A 16,644-nucleotide genomic window follows, 5' to 3' on the forward strand; every position below is an offset into this window, starting at 1 on the left:
TCCAATAAAGTTTGTTACTGGTTCAAAGCTGGCAAATCATTTAATGATAGACTCATTAACGCTTTCGCTGTTCAGTTTTCAAAGAGCATTTTTTGCACTACGTTCAGTGCAGATCTTTAATTTATCACATCCAACTTCCGAAGTCAACAACTTTTTTAGTTTTATGTGATTTGTTCTACTCAGTTAAACTTGTGTGTTCGTGAGTAGATTTCTAATATAACACATTGTTTTTCATTAATCAAGAGGTTTTTTTAACCTCATTTAAATTAATGGTGCGGTCGGCGAGACTCGAACTCGCACGGGTCGCCCCGCCACCCCCTCAAGATGGTGTGTCTGCCAATTCCACCACGACCGCATGTAAAACGTCTCAGGAGAGGTTCGAACTCCCGACCGTCCGCTTAGAAGGCGGATGCTCTATCCAGCTGAGCTACTGAGACATATTGTAGTTATAAAAAAATGGGGCGATCGATGGGACTTGAACCCACGAGTGCCGGAGCCACAATCCGGTGCGTTAACCCCTTCGCCACGACCGCCATAATGTATACGTTTTTAAAAATGTTCCTTGGCAGGGGCAGTAGGAATCGAACCCACACCAAAGGTTTTGGAGACCTTCGTTCTACCGTTAAACTATGCCCCTATGGTAGCGGTGGAGGGGATCGAACCCCCGACCTTTCGGGTATGAACCGAACGCTCTAGCCATCTGAGCTACGCCGCCATAATTATTCGTAATAAAAAGAAGTGGCGGAGGGAGAGGGATTCGAACCCCCGTGAGCTTGCACTCTAACGGTTTTCAAGACCGCCCCGTTATGACCACTTCGGTATCCCTCCGCAAAATATGGAGCGGGTGATGGGAATCGAACCCACGCGACCAGCTTGGAAGGCTGGAGTTCTACCATTGAACTACACCCGCTTGAATATGGTGCCGGTGAAGGGACTTGAACCCCCACGGTTTCCCTCACGATTTTGAGTCGCGCGCGTCTGCCATTCCGCCACACCGGCATATTCATTTGAAACATGGTCGGGAAGACAGGATTCGAACCTGCGACCCCTTGGTCCCAAGCCAAGTACTCTACCAAGCTGAGCTACTTCCCGATTATAGTTCTTCACTTTTTAAGATGAAGATGCGTGCCCTGAGAGATTCGAACTCCCGACCTTTTGATTCGTAGTCAAACGCTCTATCCAGCTGAGCTAAGGGCACATGTTATGGAGCGGACGAAGGGTCTCGAACCCTCGACCTTCGCCTTGGCAAGGCGACGCTCTACCAATTGAGCTACGTCCGCATAAGAAGGAATCTCTTGGTGCGGTCGAGAGGACTTGAACCTCCACGGTGTTGCCACCACTGGCACCTGAAGCCAGCGCGTCTGCCATTCCGCCACGACCGCATATGAAGATCAATCTCTTGTTTTAAAAACTGGTGAGCCATGAAGGACTCGAACCTTCGACCCTCTGATTAAAAGTCAGATGCTCTACCAACTGAGCTAATGGCTCTCGAAAAATGGCTGGGGTACTAGGATTTGAACCTAGGAATGACGGAGTCAAAGTCCGTTGCCTTACCGCTTGGCTATACCCCAATAGCCATGAAGTAAAGATGGTGGGGAGAGACGGATTCGAACCGCCGAACCCGGAGGGAGCAGATTTACAGTCTGCCGTGTTTAGCCACTTCACTATCTCCCCAAGCTTGTCCTTCAAAAGCAAACGTTATTCAACTTTCAAAGAAAAAGTGGTGCCGGCAATAGGACTTGAACCCACAACCCCCTGATTACAAGTCAGGTGCTCTACCAATTGAGCTATACCGGCGTGTTTTGTATAAATGGTGGCTCGGGACGGAATCGAACCGCCGACACGAGGATTTTCAGTCCTCTGCTCTACCGACTGAGCTACCGAGCCTCAAGCGTAATTATTTCGCCATCGCTTGAGAAAAATGGCGGAGCTGACGGGACTCGAACCCGCGACCTCCGGTGTGACAGACCGGCGTGAACTCCAACTTCACCACAGCTCCATGAAAACATTCAGTTGTTAAAAGTGGTGGAGGCTGACGGGATCGAACCGCCGACCCTCTGCTTGTAAGGCAGATGCTCTCCCAGCTGAGCTAAGCCTCCAGGACCCCTGCACTTGCAGGGCGTTTTGCTAGGTGACCCGTAGGGGATTCGAACCCCTGTATGACAGCGTGAAAGGCTGCTGTGTTAAACCGCTTCACCAACGGGCCATTTCAATGGCTCCTCGGGACGGACTCGAACCGCCGACCGATCGGTTAACAGCCGATTGCTCTACCAACTGAGCTACCGAGGAATAATCGTATTTTAGAATGGTGGAGCTGAACGGGATCGAACCGATGACCTCCTGCTTGCAAGGCAGGCGCTCTCCCAACTGAGCTACAGCCCCATTCTAGCGCTTTCATGACACAGGTTGTCATATCAGCTATGTAAGTGGTGGGCCTAGGCTGACTCGAACAGCCGACCTCACGCTTATCAGGCGTGCGCTCTAACCAACTGAGCTATAGGCCCGTGATTACTTCCGGAATTTAAATCTAGCATACTTTTTAATTCATTGCAATAGAATTTTTGATTTTTTTTATTGCGTGGGTGAACTTTTTTTGTGAAACGAACTCAACAAAAGCACAATCTATTATAAGTCATGTTCATACTATATTTCAAATGTGTTTTGATATTTTCATTAAGAAAAAGCTTGCCCGGTAAAGGACAAGCTTTTCTTCGTTCCAACTTAAATATCAAGATCGCGTACGTTTGCCGCGTATTGCTCAATAAACTCCCTGCGAGGCTCTACTTCGTCTCCCATCAGTGTCTCAAACACCATATCGGCATCCATAGCATCCTCGAGATCTACCTGAAGCAGTGTACGAACTTCTGGGTCCATCGTAGTCTCCCACAATTGATCCGCGTTCATCTCACCTAGTCCTTTATAGCGTTGGACGTTAGGCTTCGGTTGAGCCTTCAAGGTAGCGAGTACCTGATCACGCTGCTTGTCAGTATAAGCATAATGTAACGTCTTCCCTTGCTTGATGCTGAAAAGAGGCGGCTGCGCAATATAAATATACCCCGCTTCAATCAACTGTTTCATGTAGCGGAAGAAGAACGTCAGCAGAAGCGTACGAATATGCGATCCGTCAACGTCGGCGTCCGTCATAATAACGACTTTGTGGTAGCGTGCCTTTGAAATATCAAAGTCTTCGCCAACACCCGTTCCCAAAGCCGTAATAATGGCACGGATCTCGTTATTCCCGAGAATTTTGTCCAGACGTGCTTTTTCTACGTTCAATACCTTCCCGCGAAGAGGAAGAATGGCTTGGAAATGTCGATCGCGTCCCATCTTCGCAGAACCACCCGCAGAGTCACCCTCTACAATGAACAGTTCAGATTCGGATGCGTCCTTGGAAGAGCAGTCCGCCAGTTTACCCGGCAAAGCACTTACTTCCAGTGCACTCTTGCGACGAGTCATTTCACGTGCTTTACGAGCTGCCTCACGGGCACGAGATGCCATGAGCGCTTTTTCCACAACTTTTTTGGCTACACCCGGGTTTTCTTCCATGAAGGTGTTAAAACGGTCACCGAAGACAGACTCGGTAATGCTACGCGCTTCCGAGTTGCCCAGCTTCGTTTTTGTTTGTCCTTCGAACTGAGGCTCTTGAATTTTTACGGAGATAATCGCGGTAATGCCTTCACGCACATCGTCCCCGGAAAGATTCGGATCCTTTTCCTTCAGGAAGTTAAACTTGCGGCTATAGTCGTTGATAACACGTGTAAGAGCTGTTTTAAATCCGGTTTCGTGAGTACCACCCTCATGTGTGTTGATGTTATTAGCAAAAGAGTAGATGTTGCTCACATAGCTGTCGTTGTACTGAAGGGCAACCTCCACGACAAGACCTTCTTTTTCCCCTTCGCAATAAATCACATCGTCATGCAGGGCTTCCCGGTTTTTATTCAAGTATTCTACGAACTGGATGATACCGCCCTCGTAGTGGAAGGATTCTTCCTTCTCATGATCTGGACGCGCATCTTTCAGCGTGATGCGCAATCCTTTGTTAAGGAACGCCAGCTCGCGAATACGTTTTTGCAAAATCTCGTATTCAAATACCGTTGTTTCGGTAAAAATAGTCGGGTCGGGCTTGAAGGTAACTTTTGTTCCCGTCTCTTCGGTCTCGCCCACAACAGCAAGATCAGCATCCGGTGCGCCTACTTTAAAGCGCATGTAGTATACCTGGTTATTTTGTTTAACCTCGACTTCCATCCATTCCGATAGTGCGTTCACTACCGAGCTACCTACCCCGTGAAGACCGCCGGACACTTTGTATCCGCCACCGCCGAATTTACCACCGGCGTGCAATACAGTCAAAACGGTTTCAACAGTGGATTTCCCAGTCTTTTCATGAATGCCTGTCGGGATTCCTCGACCGTTATCGGTTACAGATACGGAGTTGTCTGGATGAATGACCACCAAGATCTCGTCGCAATAACCAGCCAGCGCCTCGTCAATGGCATTGTCGACAATCTCCCATACCAGGTGATGCAAACCCCGGCTGCTGGTCGACCCGATGTACATGCCGGGACGTTTCCGAACTGCCTCTAACCCTTCCAGTACCTGAATCTGACTCGCATCGTAGTTTGTATCTTTCGTCGTCACTTGATCCACTACTCTGTCAACTCCTCCACTTCAGCTTGTACAAAGGGAAACTGATCCAAGCTGTCCACGAACTGAGCGCGTCGCTTCAGCGTCAGAGAAGAAATAGGTGAACAGTAAATGGCGTTCTGGGTGATTACATAAGACTTCGTTTCTTCCTCGCTATGGTCAACAACTGTCTTACTTTTTTCGAGTAAGAACGCTTTATTGATTTTCGAGGATTTCACAGTCTGATGATCAAGAATGGAAATGACTTCCTTCGTGCTCACCACAGTATCTCCACCAATGTGAATAAACATCCCTGTCTTCCCCTACCTTTCTCCGGAGATTTTCCCTTCCCTCACGTAAAAACGAGAGGCTTGCTGGAGAACCTGATGCTTTAAGCCTTCCACACCTGTGGTACTTACAAACGTCTGTACCCGATCCTGAATGGTTTCGAGCAGCAATGTTTGCCGATGTTCATCCAACTCTGACAAGACATCATCCAACAACAGAACGGGGTATTCTCCCACCTCTTCTTTAATCAGCTCAATTTCAGCTAATTTAATGGACAGCGCACTGGTACGTTGCTGTCCCTGGGAACCATACGTTTGCACATCCATGTTGTTCACTTTAAGTGAAAAATCATCACGGTGTGGCCCAATAAGGGTGCTCCCCCGCATGATTTCCCGGTCGCGAACCTCTTCGTAGGCAGCAAGCATTTTATCTACAGCCTGATCTATCGTCATCTCTTCTGTAACGGGCGATGAGTTTACGTAATGCAAAGAAAGTCTTTCCCTGCCATCGGTAATGCCGGTGTGGATTTCCTGTGCCCACGTCTCCAGCTTCCGAATGAACTCAAAACGCTTCCGTAACAATTTTACCGCTAAATCGGCTAATTGGGTATTCCAAATTGCCAGCATTTCCAGCGAGTTACTTTTTTTCATGGCCAAATCCTTTAAAAGCTGATTTCGCTGGGCCAGCACTTTGTTGTAATTGCTCAAATAATAAAGATACGTAGGTGAAACCTGACCGATTTCCATATCGATGAAGCGTCTGCGCTGGGCAGGTGCGCCTTTGACAATGGAAAGATCCTCGGGTGCAAACATGACGACATTCAATGCCCCCACATAGGCGCTCAGCTTCTGCTGTTCCATTCCGTTGATTTTGGCCCGCTTTCCCTTGGTTGTCAACTGCAGCTCTAAACGAACAGAACCGTAGCGACGAAGAACATCACTACGGATCGTGGCATAATCGGCATCCCAGGAAATAAGCTCCTTGTCGCGGGGCGTTCGATGGGATTTGGCGAGTGCCAAAACATAGATCGATTCGAGAGCATTCGTTTTCCCTTGAGCGTTGTTGCCAATAAACAACTGGATGGGACCGTCAAACGACAGGGACATCGTTTCGTAGTTGCGATAATTGGTTAGCGACAGGTTCTTGAGAAACAAGAATCACGCTCTCCTCTCAGGGGCGTACCACTTGATAGCGACCATAGCCTTCAATCGCCACTTCATCGCCAGGATATAGCTTGCGTCCACGTCTGTTGTCCAGCTCTCCATTGATCTGGATCGGAACCTCAGCCAAAAAAGCTTTGGCCATTCCCCCCGTGTCAATGATTTCAGCCAACTTCAAAAACTGGCCGAGAGCAATATAGTCTGTGCTAATGGAAACCTCACGCATGGCTTGGCTCCTTTCTTTTACGTAAAAACATTTTAGTACGTACGAACTGGCAAAATCAGATGGAGCATCCAGTCATGATCGGTCGGACGAATCACAAATGGACTCATCGGGCCGCTGAAGCTCGCTTTGATTTCCGCGCTATCGATTGCACGCAGCGCATCGATCATGTATTTGGCGTTGAAGGAAATTTTCAATTCTTCGCCATTCATTGCTTTTGGCATCAAAATGTCCGTTACTTTCCCGATCTCAGGTGCATTGGACGTAATTTCGACGGTTCCATCAGGCATTGTAACGAGCTTGACTACGTTCGATTTACCTTCGCGGCTCAACAAGGAAGCACGCTCGATGGATTGCAAAAACTCCTTGGTGCTTACGGTGATCTCCGTTTTGCTTCCTTGAGGAATAATTCTGGTTGTGTCCGGATAGGTTCCTTCCAAGAGACGGGAATAGAACAGGATATGCTTAGACTTCACCAAAATTTGATTGTCCGCAACAACGATATCCGCGAGATTTTGGTCGTCATCTAATATTTTTACCAATTCATTGCAGCTTTTACCCGGAACAACCACGTTATGGAAAGAAAGATCCTCTGGGCATTCGACCATTGCGTTACGGCTAGCCAAGCGATGGCTGTCAGTTGCCACAAAACGCAATTTGCCTTGATCAAGCGACCACATCAAACCGGTCAAGATCGGACGCATTTCGGATGTAGAGACACCAAAAACAGTCTGGCGAATCATTGCCTTCAGTAAATCACAGGGAACACTGAAGACTTTCTCTTCTTCCAGATGCGGTAGCTGTGGATATTCATTGGCATCCATTCCGTTAATGGTGAACTCAGCTTGTCCGGAACGAATTTGGGTTACGAGACGATCATCCACTTGAATATCGATTTCATTGCTTGGCAGCTTGCGCACGATTTCGCTGAAAATACGTGCAGTCAACACAATGCTACCAGGCTGATGTACGGTTACTCCCCATTCTCCGGCTTCTTCCAGCGGGATCTGAACTTCAATAGACACATCAGAATCGCTTGCTGTCAGTGTCAAACCTTCATCGTCGGTTTTGATTTTAATCCCGGTCAAAATTGGAATCGTAGTTCTACTAGAAACAGCTTTGCTAACATGCGATACGGCGTTCGACAGCTTTTCACGCTGAACGGTAATATGCATCGACGTGAGCCTCCCTCTCCGGCGCCATTATTTTTGGTTGGAATCTGCATAATGGCTGCGCCTTTATCATAACTTATTAGGATAGATCTTTTTAACAGAAGTAGTAATAGGGCCTGTGGATTTGTGGATATGTGGACTCAACACGTAAAAGAGAGCCTATACACATGTGGGTAAGTTGTGTATAGGCTTTTTGCGTTATGCACAGGTTTAATGGTTTGCTTTTAATTTTTCAATGAGCGACTGAATGGTTGTTTGCATATGAGGGTCATTTGCCAGTGCACGAGAGATTTTCTCATGGGCATGGATGACTGTCGTATGGTCACGGCCGCCAAATTCATCACCGATTTTCGGCAAGGAGGCATCTGTCAGCTCTCTAGAGAGATACATCGCAATCTGACGTGGGAAAGCGACGGTTTTTGTCCGTTTTTTCGCCTTGAAATCTTCTAGTTTCAGGCTGAACGCTTCTCCGACCGTTCGTTGGATGTCCATAATGGTAATCACGCGTGGGCGGGAGGAAGGAATAATGTCTTTCAGTGCCTCCGCTGCCAGCTGCGTGTCGATATCGCGATTAATCAAGGAGGAGTAGGCAACGACACGAATCAGTGCGCCTTCCAGCTCGCGGATGTTGCTGTCGATCTGGTTGGCGATATACGCCATTACCTCATTAGGGATATCGAGATTTTCTGCTTTCGCCTTTTTGCGCAAAATCGCAATCCGCGTTTCGAGGTCTGGCGGCTGAATATCAGTAATCAGTCCCCATTCGAAGCGTGAGCGTAGGCGATCCTCCAGTGTCGGGATCTCCTTAGGAGGTCGATCGGAGGAGATAATGATTTGTTTGCTTTCTTCATGCAAGGCATTGAACGTATGGAAAAACTCTTCTTGTGTCGATTCTTTGCCTGCCAAAAACTGAATGTCATCAATTAAAAGAACGTCAACACTCCGGTATTTATTGCGGAATTCGACGGCTTTGTTGTCACGAATAGAGTTGATGAATTCATTGGTGAATTTCTCAGACGACAAATAGACCACTTTCGCCGATGGGTTGTGCTGAATGACATAATGGCCAATTGCATGCATTAAGTGGGTTTTGCCAAGTCCGACTCCTCCATAAATGAAGAGGGGATTGTAAGCTTTCGCAGGAGCTTCAGCAACCGCAAGCGATGCGGCGTGAGCGAATCGATTCCCTGAGCCGATGACAAACGTGTCAAAGGTGTATTTGGGATTTAAGATACTGGGTGGCTGGTCATCCGCGACTGTTGGCGGTTCGCTCATTTTCACCCGTGGGGCAGGTTGTTCGTCGGCAAAAGCCGCATCAGGATTTTGCATCGCGACGAACTTTACTTTCATATTGATACCTGTCACTTCATATAGTGTATCGGTAATCAGTTGTGCGTACCTGGTTTCTAGCCAATCACGAGCAAAGTCGTTTGGTGCGACGACGATCAGTGCATCCTCTTCTAATGTAGTTGCCTTTGTCGCCTTCAGCCAGGTATCAAAACTGGGTTTGCTTAGCGATTTTTCTATCTTGGCGAGTACTTTGCGCCATAGTTCGCTAATCGCTGCATCCAACCAGAATCCCTCCCTCTGGACCATCCGAAAAATTGATGAAGCACCGATCCATAATGATCGAGAAAAAGTGCAAAAATCTGCTATGTTGTGACCTAATTGTCAACACAGCCGTTTGAAGCGACTGTGGATAAAAAAAGTCGAAATATAGGGATTCCGCTCGTAGAAGTGAAAAAAAGCAGACGGTTATCCTCAATCCTGTGAGTAACGACATACACATAGGAAAGAATCTGTCCACAAACTTATCCACACCCTGTGGAAAAACCGATTTACGTATCGGAGTTATTCACGCTTCAAAACAAAAACATAATAACAGATATAAAGCGTGGTATCAATGGTTTTTTCATACTTATCCACAAACACAACTTCTGGTACTCGCCACATATTCACATCCCTATATTTTGTGTACAAGCTGTAGATAAACTTGTCGAAACCTGTTTTTGTGGATAAAATGATATCCACAGGTCTGGGAAATAGTTTTATGGGGATATTTGCCTTGGTAATGAAATTCCACTGTTACTTGACTTTTTAGGCATATGTTCTTATAATGCAAAAGAATGTCTTTGCAAGACGGAGGTGTATACGTAATGAAACCATCTTTCAATCCTAACAACCGCAAGCGCAAAAAGGATCATGGATTCCGTAAGCGCATGAGCACGAAAAATGGCCGCAAAATTTTGGCTGCTCGTCGTCAAAGAGGTAGAAAAGTTCTTTCCGCTTAGGCCACACTTTCAGTGGCCTTTTTGTTTGTCTACATGTGTCTGAAAATTCTTTGTTCTTATAAAAAGAGGAAGGCTTTCTCCGATGTGGAAACCTTTTGAGGGATAATCGTTACCTAGCTATCGAAAATCCTACTACTTATTGAAGAGACAGGAGGAGGCCGATGGAGCAAAGCAAGGACGTAACCGACTTTTTTGTATCGTTGGCACGCGAGTTTCTTGATGAATGGCCTCTAGCCAGCTTGGTATGTGCCTATGCTGGTGGATCTGTCGGGAGGGGAGAAGCGGACGCATATAGCGACCTCGATTTACACATCTTTGTGGAGGAAGAAGGTGATCCTTCCTGTGAAAATCGCCTGTTTAGAGGGCATGTGATACAACTGCAGGTCCAATCTCCTCCTACAGATGAAGAAGTATACGAGAATCCGTGGGTATGGCGTTACTTAAAGGAAGCAAAGGTTGTTCTGGACCCAGAGGATCGTTTCACTTCCTGGATGAATGACATGTGTGCCTATATGGATTCCCCGGCTGGAAAAGCGAAAATGTTCGCACAGGCAAAAGCGGAGGTAGATTCCTTCCACGAGGAGGCGCAGGCTGCCTTAATGGAGGGCTTTCCTTACTCCGCTTATTTGGCTGGATGGGCAGGATGGATCGGGGCGCTGCAAATGAGTGCTGTCTTCCAGGGGCATTCATTGAGTGATGCACAGTTGTATCAGTTGGTTCTAAAAGCAATTCGTTCGGATGGTATGGATGGCTTTTTTCAGGAGACATACCGGAGTAATCAAGATGTACAGGATGCGCTCATGCTATTGACGGACTATCGGGCTCATCTACGGTCAATAAATGAGGGGACCCGGTTTGCGCTGGCGGCTGAAAATGATTGGTTAGTAAAGAGGAAGGTTCAGAGATTGCAGGAGAGAAATCAGCTTGATATGGCCAGGTTTTTATTATTTTCAGAGGCGATCTGGTTATATCATAGCGTCGATTCTGATGAATGGCTGGAGAATCATTGGGCGGATCTGCCTGCCAAGCTTGCCTTGTCCCTTCCAAAATTGGGATTTTTCCAAGCGGATGATCAATTGCTCTCTGACTTGCGCTATGCCAGTGCAGAAATCATCACAGAAATTGGCTGATAGCCTATATTTTTTCGCTGAATTTTTGATTTTGTTCTAAACCGAGTATACTTAGGGAAAAAAGTGGACGAAACAAGGATATACTGGTAGATGCTGTGTACGTTTTCTACTATAATTGTGATGTTAGGGGTTGTTTACCTTTGCATCGTTCACACCGGCTCAAAAAAAATGAGCAATTCCAAGCTGTGTTTCAACGAGGAAGTTCTGCTGCTAATAAGCAGTTTGTCTTGTATTCAGCAAAGCAAGAGGGACAAGCGGCTTTTCGCGCTGGAATTTCCGTCAGTAAAAAAATTGGCAATGCTGTTGTCCGCAATAGAGTCAAGCGGCTTATACGCGAAGCAGTAGCTCGAATGGAGTCTGATATTCCAGTCGGTCTCGATCTCGTCATCATCGCCCGTCCGGGTGTGGAAGCGATGACGCTTGAAGCCATTGAGCAATCTCTGTTACATGTGATGAAGCGAGCCAAAGTGATCAAACAGGCACCCGTACATAATGGAAAAAGAGATGGAAAAAGAGGGTGAAACGATGATGGTGAAGATCATGGTTTGGTTGATTCGGGGATACCAACTGATGATTTCTCCGTATAAACCACCTTCATGCAGATTCGCGCCGACCTGTTCTCACTACGCCATCGAGTCGATTCGTCGATTTGGAGCGTGGAGGGGAGGCTGGTTGGCCCTTCGTCGCATCTTGAAATGCCATCCGTTCCACCCGGGCGGGTATGATCCAGTCCCGGATCAGCACAAATAAGATTACCTCAATTGAAGCGGGGAAAAGGAGGATCACCCTTGAGTAGACGTACACTCAGCATTCTTATGCTGACTATGCTGGTTCTAGTTTTGTCGGGCTGTAACCCCCAAGCTGCTGCACCAATTGGCCCTGACGCAACCGGCATTTGGGACAAGTATTTTGTCTATCCACTGTCCTGGCTAATTAAAGAGAGCGCATTGATACTCGGAAACAACTACGGTCTGGGTATCCTGGTTGCAACGATCATCATTCGAATCATTGTGCTTCCATTGATGGTCAAGCAAATCAAGAGCTCCAAGAAAATGCAAGAGATTCAACCGGAGATGCAAAAGATCCGTGAAAAGTACAAAAATGATCCACAAAAAGCGCAAGCGGAAACAATGGCTATGTTCCAGAAGAGCGGTGTCAATCCGTTGGCTGGATGCTTGCCAATGTTGGTACAAATGCCGATTTTGATCGCGTTCTACCATGCGATCATCCGTACGACCGAGATTAACTCGCAAACGTTCATGTGGCTGACATTGGGACAAAAGGACCCGTACTACATCTTGCCAATCATTGCTGCGATTACGACGTACCTGCAGTCCAAGATGATGGGTCAAGCAAATCAAGGAAATCCACAAATGCAAATGATGATCATCATGATGCCGCTGATGATTTTGGCGATTGCTGTCACGTTGCCATCAGCGCTGTCTCTGTACTGGGTATACGGTAACCTGTTTACCATTGTACAAACTTACTTCCTGTATCGTGATAAAGGGAATATGCCTACTCCTAAGGGGGGAGCCTCCAAGTGAAAAAGGTGGTAGCTACGGCAAAAACGATCGACGATGCTGTGCAAAAAGCTTTGCTGGAATTGGGAGTGCCGCGTGAGCGGGCAACGATCCAAGTTCTAGAAGAACCAAGCAGAGGATTGTTTGGACTGATTGGGGCAAAGGACGCTAAAGTGCAAGTAGAATTTCACTTTGATCCGGTTGCACAGGGACGTGACTTTCTTCAAGACGTTTTGTCGAACATGAAGGTGAATGCCAAAGTGGAGACGCGTACAAATGAAGAGGGCATGCTGTTTGACATCCAGGGAACCAATCTGGGAATCATTATTGGCCGCAGGGGACAAACTCTTGATTCATTACAGTATCTCGTAAACGTCGTAGCGAACCGCCATGCGGACAAACATGTACGCATCACTCTGGATGCCGAAAATTACAGGCTGCGTCGCAAGGAAACATTGGAGCAGCTCGCAGATCGTGTGGCGAAAAAAGCGTTATCGACCAAACGGGATGTACGTCTGGAACCAATGTCTGCTGCTGAACGGAAAGTAATCCACGCCTTCTTGCAAAAGAGAGCGGATGTGGTTACCTTCAGTGAAGGAGACGAGCCAAATCGTTATATCGTGATTGCACCGAAAGAAGCCTCTCGCTAGGCTTCTTTTTTTTGCCCGAATTCAGGTGAGCAAGCGACGACATTTTGAACAATCTCTTCAAAAAGTTGTCCACTGTGGATAATTGACCAAATGGTTGAGGATTTGCGAAAATGATTATACTGTGGATAACCAAAATGGACAGCAACCTTGGAGAAAGGGTTGCTTTTTCCTATTGGGTGTTTAGCCAGATGAATTGGCTGCACTTTCTTTTGGAATTTTTCTAGACGATCTGTTATGCTAGTAAGTTAGTGGCTGACTTGTAAGAGTGGAAAGCTTGAGGTGAACAGCATGAAATTCGATACAATAGCGGCGGTCGCAACACCGATGGGTGAAGGCGGTATTGCCGTGATCCGAGTAAGCGGTACGGAAGCGATCGAAGTTGTGGATAAGATATATAAAGGAAAGCAGCGGTTGTCCACTGTGGACAGCCATACGATCCATTATGGGCACTTGTATGAGCCAAACACAGGTGAACGAGTGGAAGAGGTACTGGTTTCCGTAATGAAGGCTCCCCGTACATTTACGAGGGAGGATGTAGTTGAGGTAAACTGTCACGGAGGAATCGTTTCCGTTGAAAAGGTTCTGGAGTTAATCTTGGATAATGGAGCAAGATTGGCGGAGCCGGGGGAGTTCACAAAGCGTGCGTTCTTAAACGGACGTGTCGATTTGTCTCAGGCTGAGGCCGTCATTGATTTGATCCGGGCGAAAACAGACAGAGCGATGAAGGTCGCATTGAATCAAGTAGAAGGGAAGCTGTCCAGGCTCATTCGGCAGCTGCGTCAAAACTTGATTGAAGCGATGGCTCATATAGAAGTAACACTGGACTATCCAGAGCATGACGTTGAGGAGTTTACGCAAAATTTCTTGCGAGGAAAGTGCCTGGAGGTTAAAAGTGAAATACAACGACTGTTGCAGACCGCACAGCAAGGGAAAATTTTGCGAGAAGGCTTGTCGACTGCGATCATTGGACGTCCGAATGTAGGGAAATCCTCTCTATTAAATAGTCTGGTCCAAGAGGAAAAGGCGATTGTGACTGACGTTGCGGGAACGACACGCGATGTCATCGAAGAGTATGTCAATGTGCGCGGGGTTCCTTTGCGACTTATCGATACCGCAGGAATTCGCGATACAGAGGACATCGTGGAGAAAATCGGGGTAGAGAAGTCCAGACAGCTGCTGCAAAAGGCTGACCTCGTGTTGCTCGTGATCAACTACAACGAGCCTCTCTCCGCTGATGATTACGCGATTTTTGAAGCCGCAAAAGGGTTCCATGTGATTGTGATTATTAATAAATTCGATTTGCCGCAAAAAGTGGATTTGGAAGAGATCAAGCGTCATTTCCCTCAGCAGCCGTTGATTATGACGTCTGCGCGTGAGGAGACGGGAATCGATCTTCTGGAGCAGGCTATTGGGGAGATTTTCTTCAGTGGCCGTGTGCAGCAGGATGACTTGACCTACGTGAGTAACGCTAGACATATTCAACTGCTTCGTCAGGCAGAACGAGCCATAGATGAAGCGCTGGGTGGAATCGATGATTTGATGCCAGTAGACATGATTCAGATCGACATTAAAAAGTCGTGGGAGTTGCTTGGGGAAGTCATCGGAGAAAGTGTCGGCGAAGATTTGATTGATCAGATTTTCTCCCAGTTCTGTCTGGGTAAGTGATAGAGGAGGACAAAAAATGAACGTTGTACCTGCATATGAAGCGGGCTCGTTTGACGTCATTGTCATTGGTGCGGGTCATGCCGGTGCGGAAGCGGCTTTGGCGGCTGCACGCATGGGCTGTAGTACATTGCTGTTGACGATCAACCTGGATGCTGTGGCGTACATGCCATGTAATCCTTCCGTAGGTGGTCCGGCAAAAGGCCACGTCGTACGCGAATTGGACGCGCTTGGTGGAGAAATGGGACGCAATACCGACAAAACCCATATTCAAATGCGGATGCTGAATACAGGTAAAGGACCTGCTGTGCATGCCTTGCGCGCGCAAGCAGACAAATTTGCGTATCAGCATGAAATGAAGAAAACGATTGAAAATACTCCGAATTTGATCCTGCGTCAAGCGATGGTGGAAGAGCTGATCGTGAACGATGGAGTCTGTGAAGGGGTTATTACGCAAACTGGGGCGCGATACATGGCCAAATCCGTTGTATTGACGACCGGAACCTATTTGCGCGGAAAGATCATCCTCGGAGATCTCCAATACGAAAGTGGACCGAACAACATGCGTCCGTCCATTCGTCTGGCACATCATTTGAAGGAACTCGGTTTTGAAATGACACGCTTCAAGACGGGGACGCCTCCACGTGTTCATAGCAGCAGCGTGGATTTCTCCAAAATGGAGATTCAGCCTGGTGATCCGGTACCACGTGCTTTTTCTTATGAAACAACGGAATTTATTATGGATCAGCTTCCTTGCTGGCTGACATATACAAATGAAGAAACGCATGGACTCATCAATAGCAATCTGCATCGTGCACCAATGTATTCGGGAATGATCGAAGGAACAGGCCCGCGTTATTGCCCTTCGATTGAAGATAAGGTAGTTCGTTTTAACGATAAACCGCGTCACCAAATTTTCTTGGAGCCAGAAGGACGCAATACCGAAGAAATGTATGTACAAGGCTTGTCGACCAGCTTGCCGGAGGATGTCCAGCTTTCCATGCTGCGCTCTATGTCTGGAATGGAAGAAGTCAAAATGATGCGCCCTGGCTATGCGATTGAGTATGATTCGATCGTGCCGACGCAGCTCTGGCCTTCTTTGGAAACCAAAACCTTGCCTGGCTTGTTCACAGCAGGACAAATCAATGGTACCTCTGGCTATGAAGAAGCAGCGGGTCAAGGTCTCATGGCAGGAATTAACGCAGCACGCCGCGTTCAAGAGAAACCACCAGTTATTTTGGGGCGAGAAGAGGCGTACATCGGTGTCTTGATTGACGACCTTGTTACTAAAGGAACGCATGAGCCTTATCGTTTGCTTACTTCTCGTGCAGAATATCGATTGCTGCTGCGTCATGACAATGCGGACTTGCGTCTGACGGATATCGGCCATGAAATTGGTCTGATTAGCGAAGAACGCTACAATCGATTTAATCAAAAACGCGAGCTGATCGAACAAGAAAAAGAACGTGTGACAAACACGCGCGTACGTCCTGAACTGGCACATGTCCAAGAGGTTTTGCGCAACGCAGGCTCTCCTGAACTGACAGATGTCATCGAGCTGGCTCAATTGCTGCGTCGTCCGGAAATCAACTACAGCCACATTGCTCAAATGGTCCCTGCACCAGAAGCACTGCCAGAGGATGTGACCGAACAGGTTGAAATTCAGATTAAATACGATGGCTACATCAAAAAGTCATTGCAACAAGTAGAGCGGATGAAAAAAATGGAGGAGCGCCGCATCCCAACGGATATTGACTACCACCAAATCTCCGGTTTGTCCAAGGAATCCCGCGACAATATGACCAAAATTCGTCCGTTGAATATCGGGCAGGCGGCTCGTATCGCAGGAGTTACTCCAGCAGACATTTCCGTGTTGATGGTATATCTGGAGTACAAACGCGTGGGAGTAGCCGAGTAAGGAG

General features: G+C 47.3%; 14 protein-coding genes and 23 tRNA genes. 8 read left to right on the forward strand and 29 right to left on the reverse strand.

The window, feature by feature from the left end:
* Positions 1–270: 270 nt before the first annotated feature.
* From ACFVS2_RS31855 to dnaA, 29 genes are all read right to left on the reverse strand, one after another.
* A tRNA-Leu gene (locus ACFVS2_RS31855) sits at positions 271–355 on the reverse strand.
* Between the two features lie 8 nt (positions 356–363).
* Positions 364–437: transfer RNA gene (locus ACFVS2_RS31860), tRNA-Arg, on the reverse strand.
* Between the two features lie 20 nt (positions 438–457).
* Positions 458–533, reverse strand: a tRNA-His gene (locus ACFVS2_RS31865).
* Between the two features lie 30 nt (positions 534–563).
* Positions 564–637 (reverse strand) — tRNA-Trp (locus ACFVS2_RS31870).
* Between the two features lies 1 nt (position 638).
* Positions 639–715, reverse strand: a tRNA-Met gene (locus tag ACFVS2_RS31875).
* A gap of 24 nt (positions 716–739) precedes the next feature.
* Positions 740–828 (reverse strand) — tRNA-Ser (locus ACFVS2_RS31880).
* Between the two features lie 8 nt (positions 829–836).
* A tRNA-Gly gene (locus ACFVS2_RS31885) sits at positions 837–910 on the reverse strand.
* 7 nt (positions 911–917) lie between these two features.
* Positions 918–999 (reverse strand) — tRNA-Leu (locus ACFVS2_RS31890).
* A gap of 16 nt (positions 1,000–1,015) precedes the next feature.
* Positions 1,016–1,092 (reverse strand) — tRNA-Pro (locus tag ACFVS2_RS31895).
* Positions 1,093–1,124: 32 nt separating this feature from the next.
* A tRNA-Arg gene (locus ACFVS2_RS31900) sits at positions 1,125–1,198 on the reverse strand.
* Positions 1,199–1,204: 6 nt separating this feature from the next.
* Positions 1,205–1,280 (reverse strand) — tRNA-Gly (locus tag ACFVS2_RS31905).
* A 16-nt stretch (positions 1,281–1,296) separates the two neighbouring features.
* Positions 1,297–1,382, reverse strand: a tRNA-Leu gene (locus ACFVS2_RS31910).
* A 30-nt stretch (positions 1,383–1,412) separates the two neighbouring features.
* Positions 1,413–1,488 (reverse strand) — tRNA-Lys (locus tag ACFVS2_RS31915).
* Between the two features lie 8 nt (positions 1,489–1,496).
* Positions 1,497–1,571, reverse strand: a tRNA-Gln gene (locus tag ACFVS2_RS31920).
* Between the two features lie 18 nt (positions 1,572–1,589).
* Positions 1,590–1,674, reverse strand: a tRNA-Tyr gene (locus ACFVS2_RS31925).
* Positions 1,675–1,721: 47 nt separating this feature from the next.
* Positions 1,722–1,797 (reverse strand) — tRNA-Thr (locus ACFVS2_RS31930).
* Between the two features lie 14 nt (positions 1,798–1,811).
* A tRNA-Phe gene (locus ACFVS2_RS31935) sits at positions 1,812–1,887 on the reverse strand.
* A 35-nt stretch (positions 1,888–1,922) separates the two neighbouring features.
* Positions 1,923–1,999: transfer RNA gene (locus ACFVS2_RS31940), tRNA-Asp, on the reverse strand.
* A 24-nt stretch (positions 2,000–2,023) separates the two neighbouring features.
* Positions 2,024–2,099 (reverse strand) — tRNA-Val (locus ACFVS2_RS31945).
* Positions 2,100–2,132: 33 nt separating this feature from the next.
* A tRNA-Glu gene (locus ACFVS2_RS31950) sits at positions 2,133–2,206 on the reverse strand.
* Positions 2,207–2,213: 7 nt separating this feature from the next.
* Positions 2,214–2,289 (reverse strand) — tRNA-Asn (locus tag ACFVS2_RS31955).
* Between the two features lie 17 nt (positions 2,290–2,306).
* A tRNA-Ala gene (locus tag ACFVS2_RS31960) sits at positions 2,307–2,382 on the reverse strand.
* 45 nt (positions 2,383–2,427) lie between these two features.
* Positions 2,428–2,504: transfer RNA gene (locus ACFVS2_RS31965), tRNA-Ile, on the reverse strand.
* A gap of 217 nt (positions 2,505–2,721) precedes the next feature.
* Positions 2,722–4,647 (reverse strand): DNA topoisomerase (ATP-hydrolyzing) subunit B, encoded by a 1,926-nt coding sequence (gyrB, locus tag ACFVS2_RS31970; RefSeq protein WP_007720116.1) that lies wholly within the window; start codon positions 4,645–4,647, stop codon positions 2,722–2,724.
* Positions 4,647–4,934, reverse strand: a complete 288-nt coding sequence (gene remB, locus ACFVS2_RS31975; protein WP_007720118.1) for an extracellular matrix regulator RemB — start codon at positions 4,932–4,934, stop codon at positions 4,647–4,649. The genes gyrB and remB overlap by 1 nt, the downstream gene beginning before the upstream one ends.
* A gap of 12 nt (positions 4,935–4,946) precedes the next feature.
* The gene (recF, locus tag ACFVS2_RS31980; RefSeq protein WP_012683787.1) at positions 4,947–6,065 is read right to left on the reverse strand and encodes a DNA replication/repair protein RecF; all 1,119 of its coding nucleotides are present in this window, start codon (positions 6,063–6,065) and stop codon (positions 4,947–4,949) included.
* Between the two features lie 16 nt (positions 6,066–6,081).
* A complete protein-coding gene (yaaA, locus tag ACFVS2_RS31985) occupies positions 6,082–6,297 on the reverse strand; it encodes a S4 domain-containing protein YaaA (protein WP_012683786.1) in 216 nt (71 codons plus the stop codon).
* A 32-nt stretch (positions 6,298–6,329) separates the two neighbouring features.
* Entirely contained in the window at positions 6,330–7,469 is a 1,140-nt protein-coding gene (gene dnaN / locus ACFVS2_RS31990; protein ID WP_390240549.1) for a DNA polymerase III subunit beta, read from the reverse strand.
* 207 nt (positions 7,470–7,676) lie between these two features.
* Positions 7,677–9,038, reverse strand: coding sequence for a chromosomal replication initiator protein DnaA (dnaA, locus tag ACFVS2_RS31995; protein WP_017246844.1), 1,362 nt, complete (start codon positions 9,036–9,038; stop codon positions 7,677–7,679).
* 584 nt (positions 9,039–9,622) lie between these two features.
* Here dnaA and rpmH point away from each other — a divergent pair.
* The 8 genes from rpmH (at position 9,623) to mnmG (ending at position 16,640) form a co-directional block, all read left to right on the forward strand.
* Positions 9,623–9,757: a 50S ribosomal protein L34 gene (gene rpmH / locus ACFVS2_RS32000; protein WP_007720125.1), complete on the forward strand. Its 135-nt coding sequence runs from the start codon at positions 9,623–9,625 to the stop codon at positions 9,755–9,757.
* A 161-nt stretch (positions 9,758–9,918) separates the two neighbouring features.
* Entirely contained in the window at positions 9,919–10,887 is a 969-nt protein-coding gene (locus ACFVS2_RS32005) for a nucleotidyltransferase domain-containing protein (protein WP_390240550.1), read from the forward strand.
* A 140-nt stretch (positions 10,888–11,027) separates the two neighbouring features.
* Complete coding sequence (gene rnpA / locus ACFVS2_RS32010; protein WP_015894104.1) at positions 11,028–11,408, forward strand: ribonuclease P protein component; 381 nt, start codon at positions 11,028–11,030, stop codon at positions 11,406–11,408.
* Between the two features lie 4 nt (positions 11,409–11,412).
* Positions 11,413–11,637, forward strand: coding sequence for a membrane protein insertion efficiency factor YidD (gene yidD, locus ACFVS2_RS32015; protein ID WP_205669431.1), 225 nt, complete (start codon positions 11,413–11,415; stop codon positions 11,635–11,637).
* Positions 11,638–11,675: 38 nt separating this feature from the next.
* Complete coding sequence (gene yidC, locus ACFVS2_RS32020) at positions 11,676–12,434, forward strand: membrane protein insertase YidC (RefSeq protein ID WP_304502535.1); 759 nt, start codon at positions 11,676–11,678, stop codon at positions 12,432–12,434.
* Positions 12,431–13,060 carry an RNA-binding cell elongation regulator Jag/EloR gene (gene jag / locus ACFVS2_RS32025; RefSeq protein WP_007720132.1) on the forward strand — a complete coding sequence of 210 codons (630 nt, stop codon included), beginning with the start codon at positions 12,431–12,433 and terminating at the stop codon, positions 13,058–13,060. The genes yidC and jag overlap by 4 nt, the downstream gene beginning before the upstream one ends.
* A 288-nt stretch (positions 13,061–13,348) precedes the next feature.
* The gene (mnmE, locus tag ACFVS2_RS32030) at positions 13,349–14,725 is read left to right on the forward strand and encodes a tRNA uridine-5-carboxymethylaminomethyl(34) synthesis GTPase MnmE (RefSeq protein ID WP_007720133.1); all 1,377 of its coding nucleotides are present in this window, start codon (positions 13,349–13,351) and stop codon (positions 14,723–14,725) included.
* A 16-nt stretch (positions 14,726–14,741) separates the two neighbouring features.
* Complete coding sequence (gene mnmG / locus ACFVS2_RS32035) at positions 14,742–16,640, forward strand: tRNA uridine-5-carboxymethylaminomethyl(34) synthesis enzyme MnmG (RefSeq protein WP_390240551.1); 1,899 nt, start codon at positions 14,742–14,744, stop codon at positions 16,638–16,640.
* The last annotated feature ends 4 nt before the right edge of the window (positions 16,641–16,644 follow it).

This window comes from Brevibacillus sp. NPDC058079 (genome assembly GCF_042885155.1).
In the GTDB taxonomy this organism is placed as follows: Bacteria; Bacillota; Bacilli; order Brevibacillales; family Brevibacillaceae; genus Brevibacillus.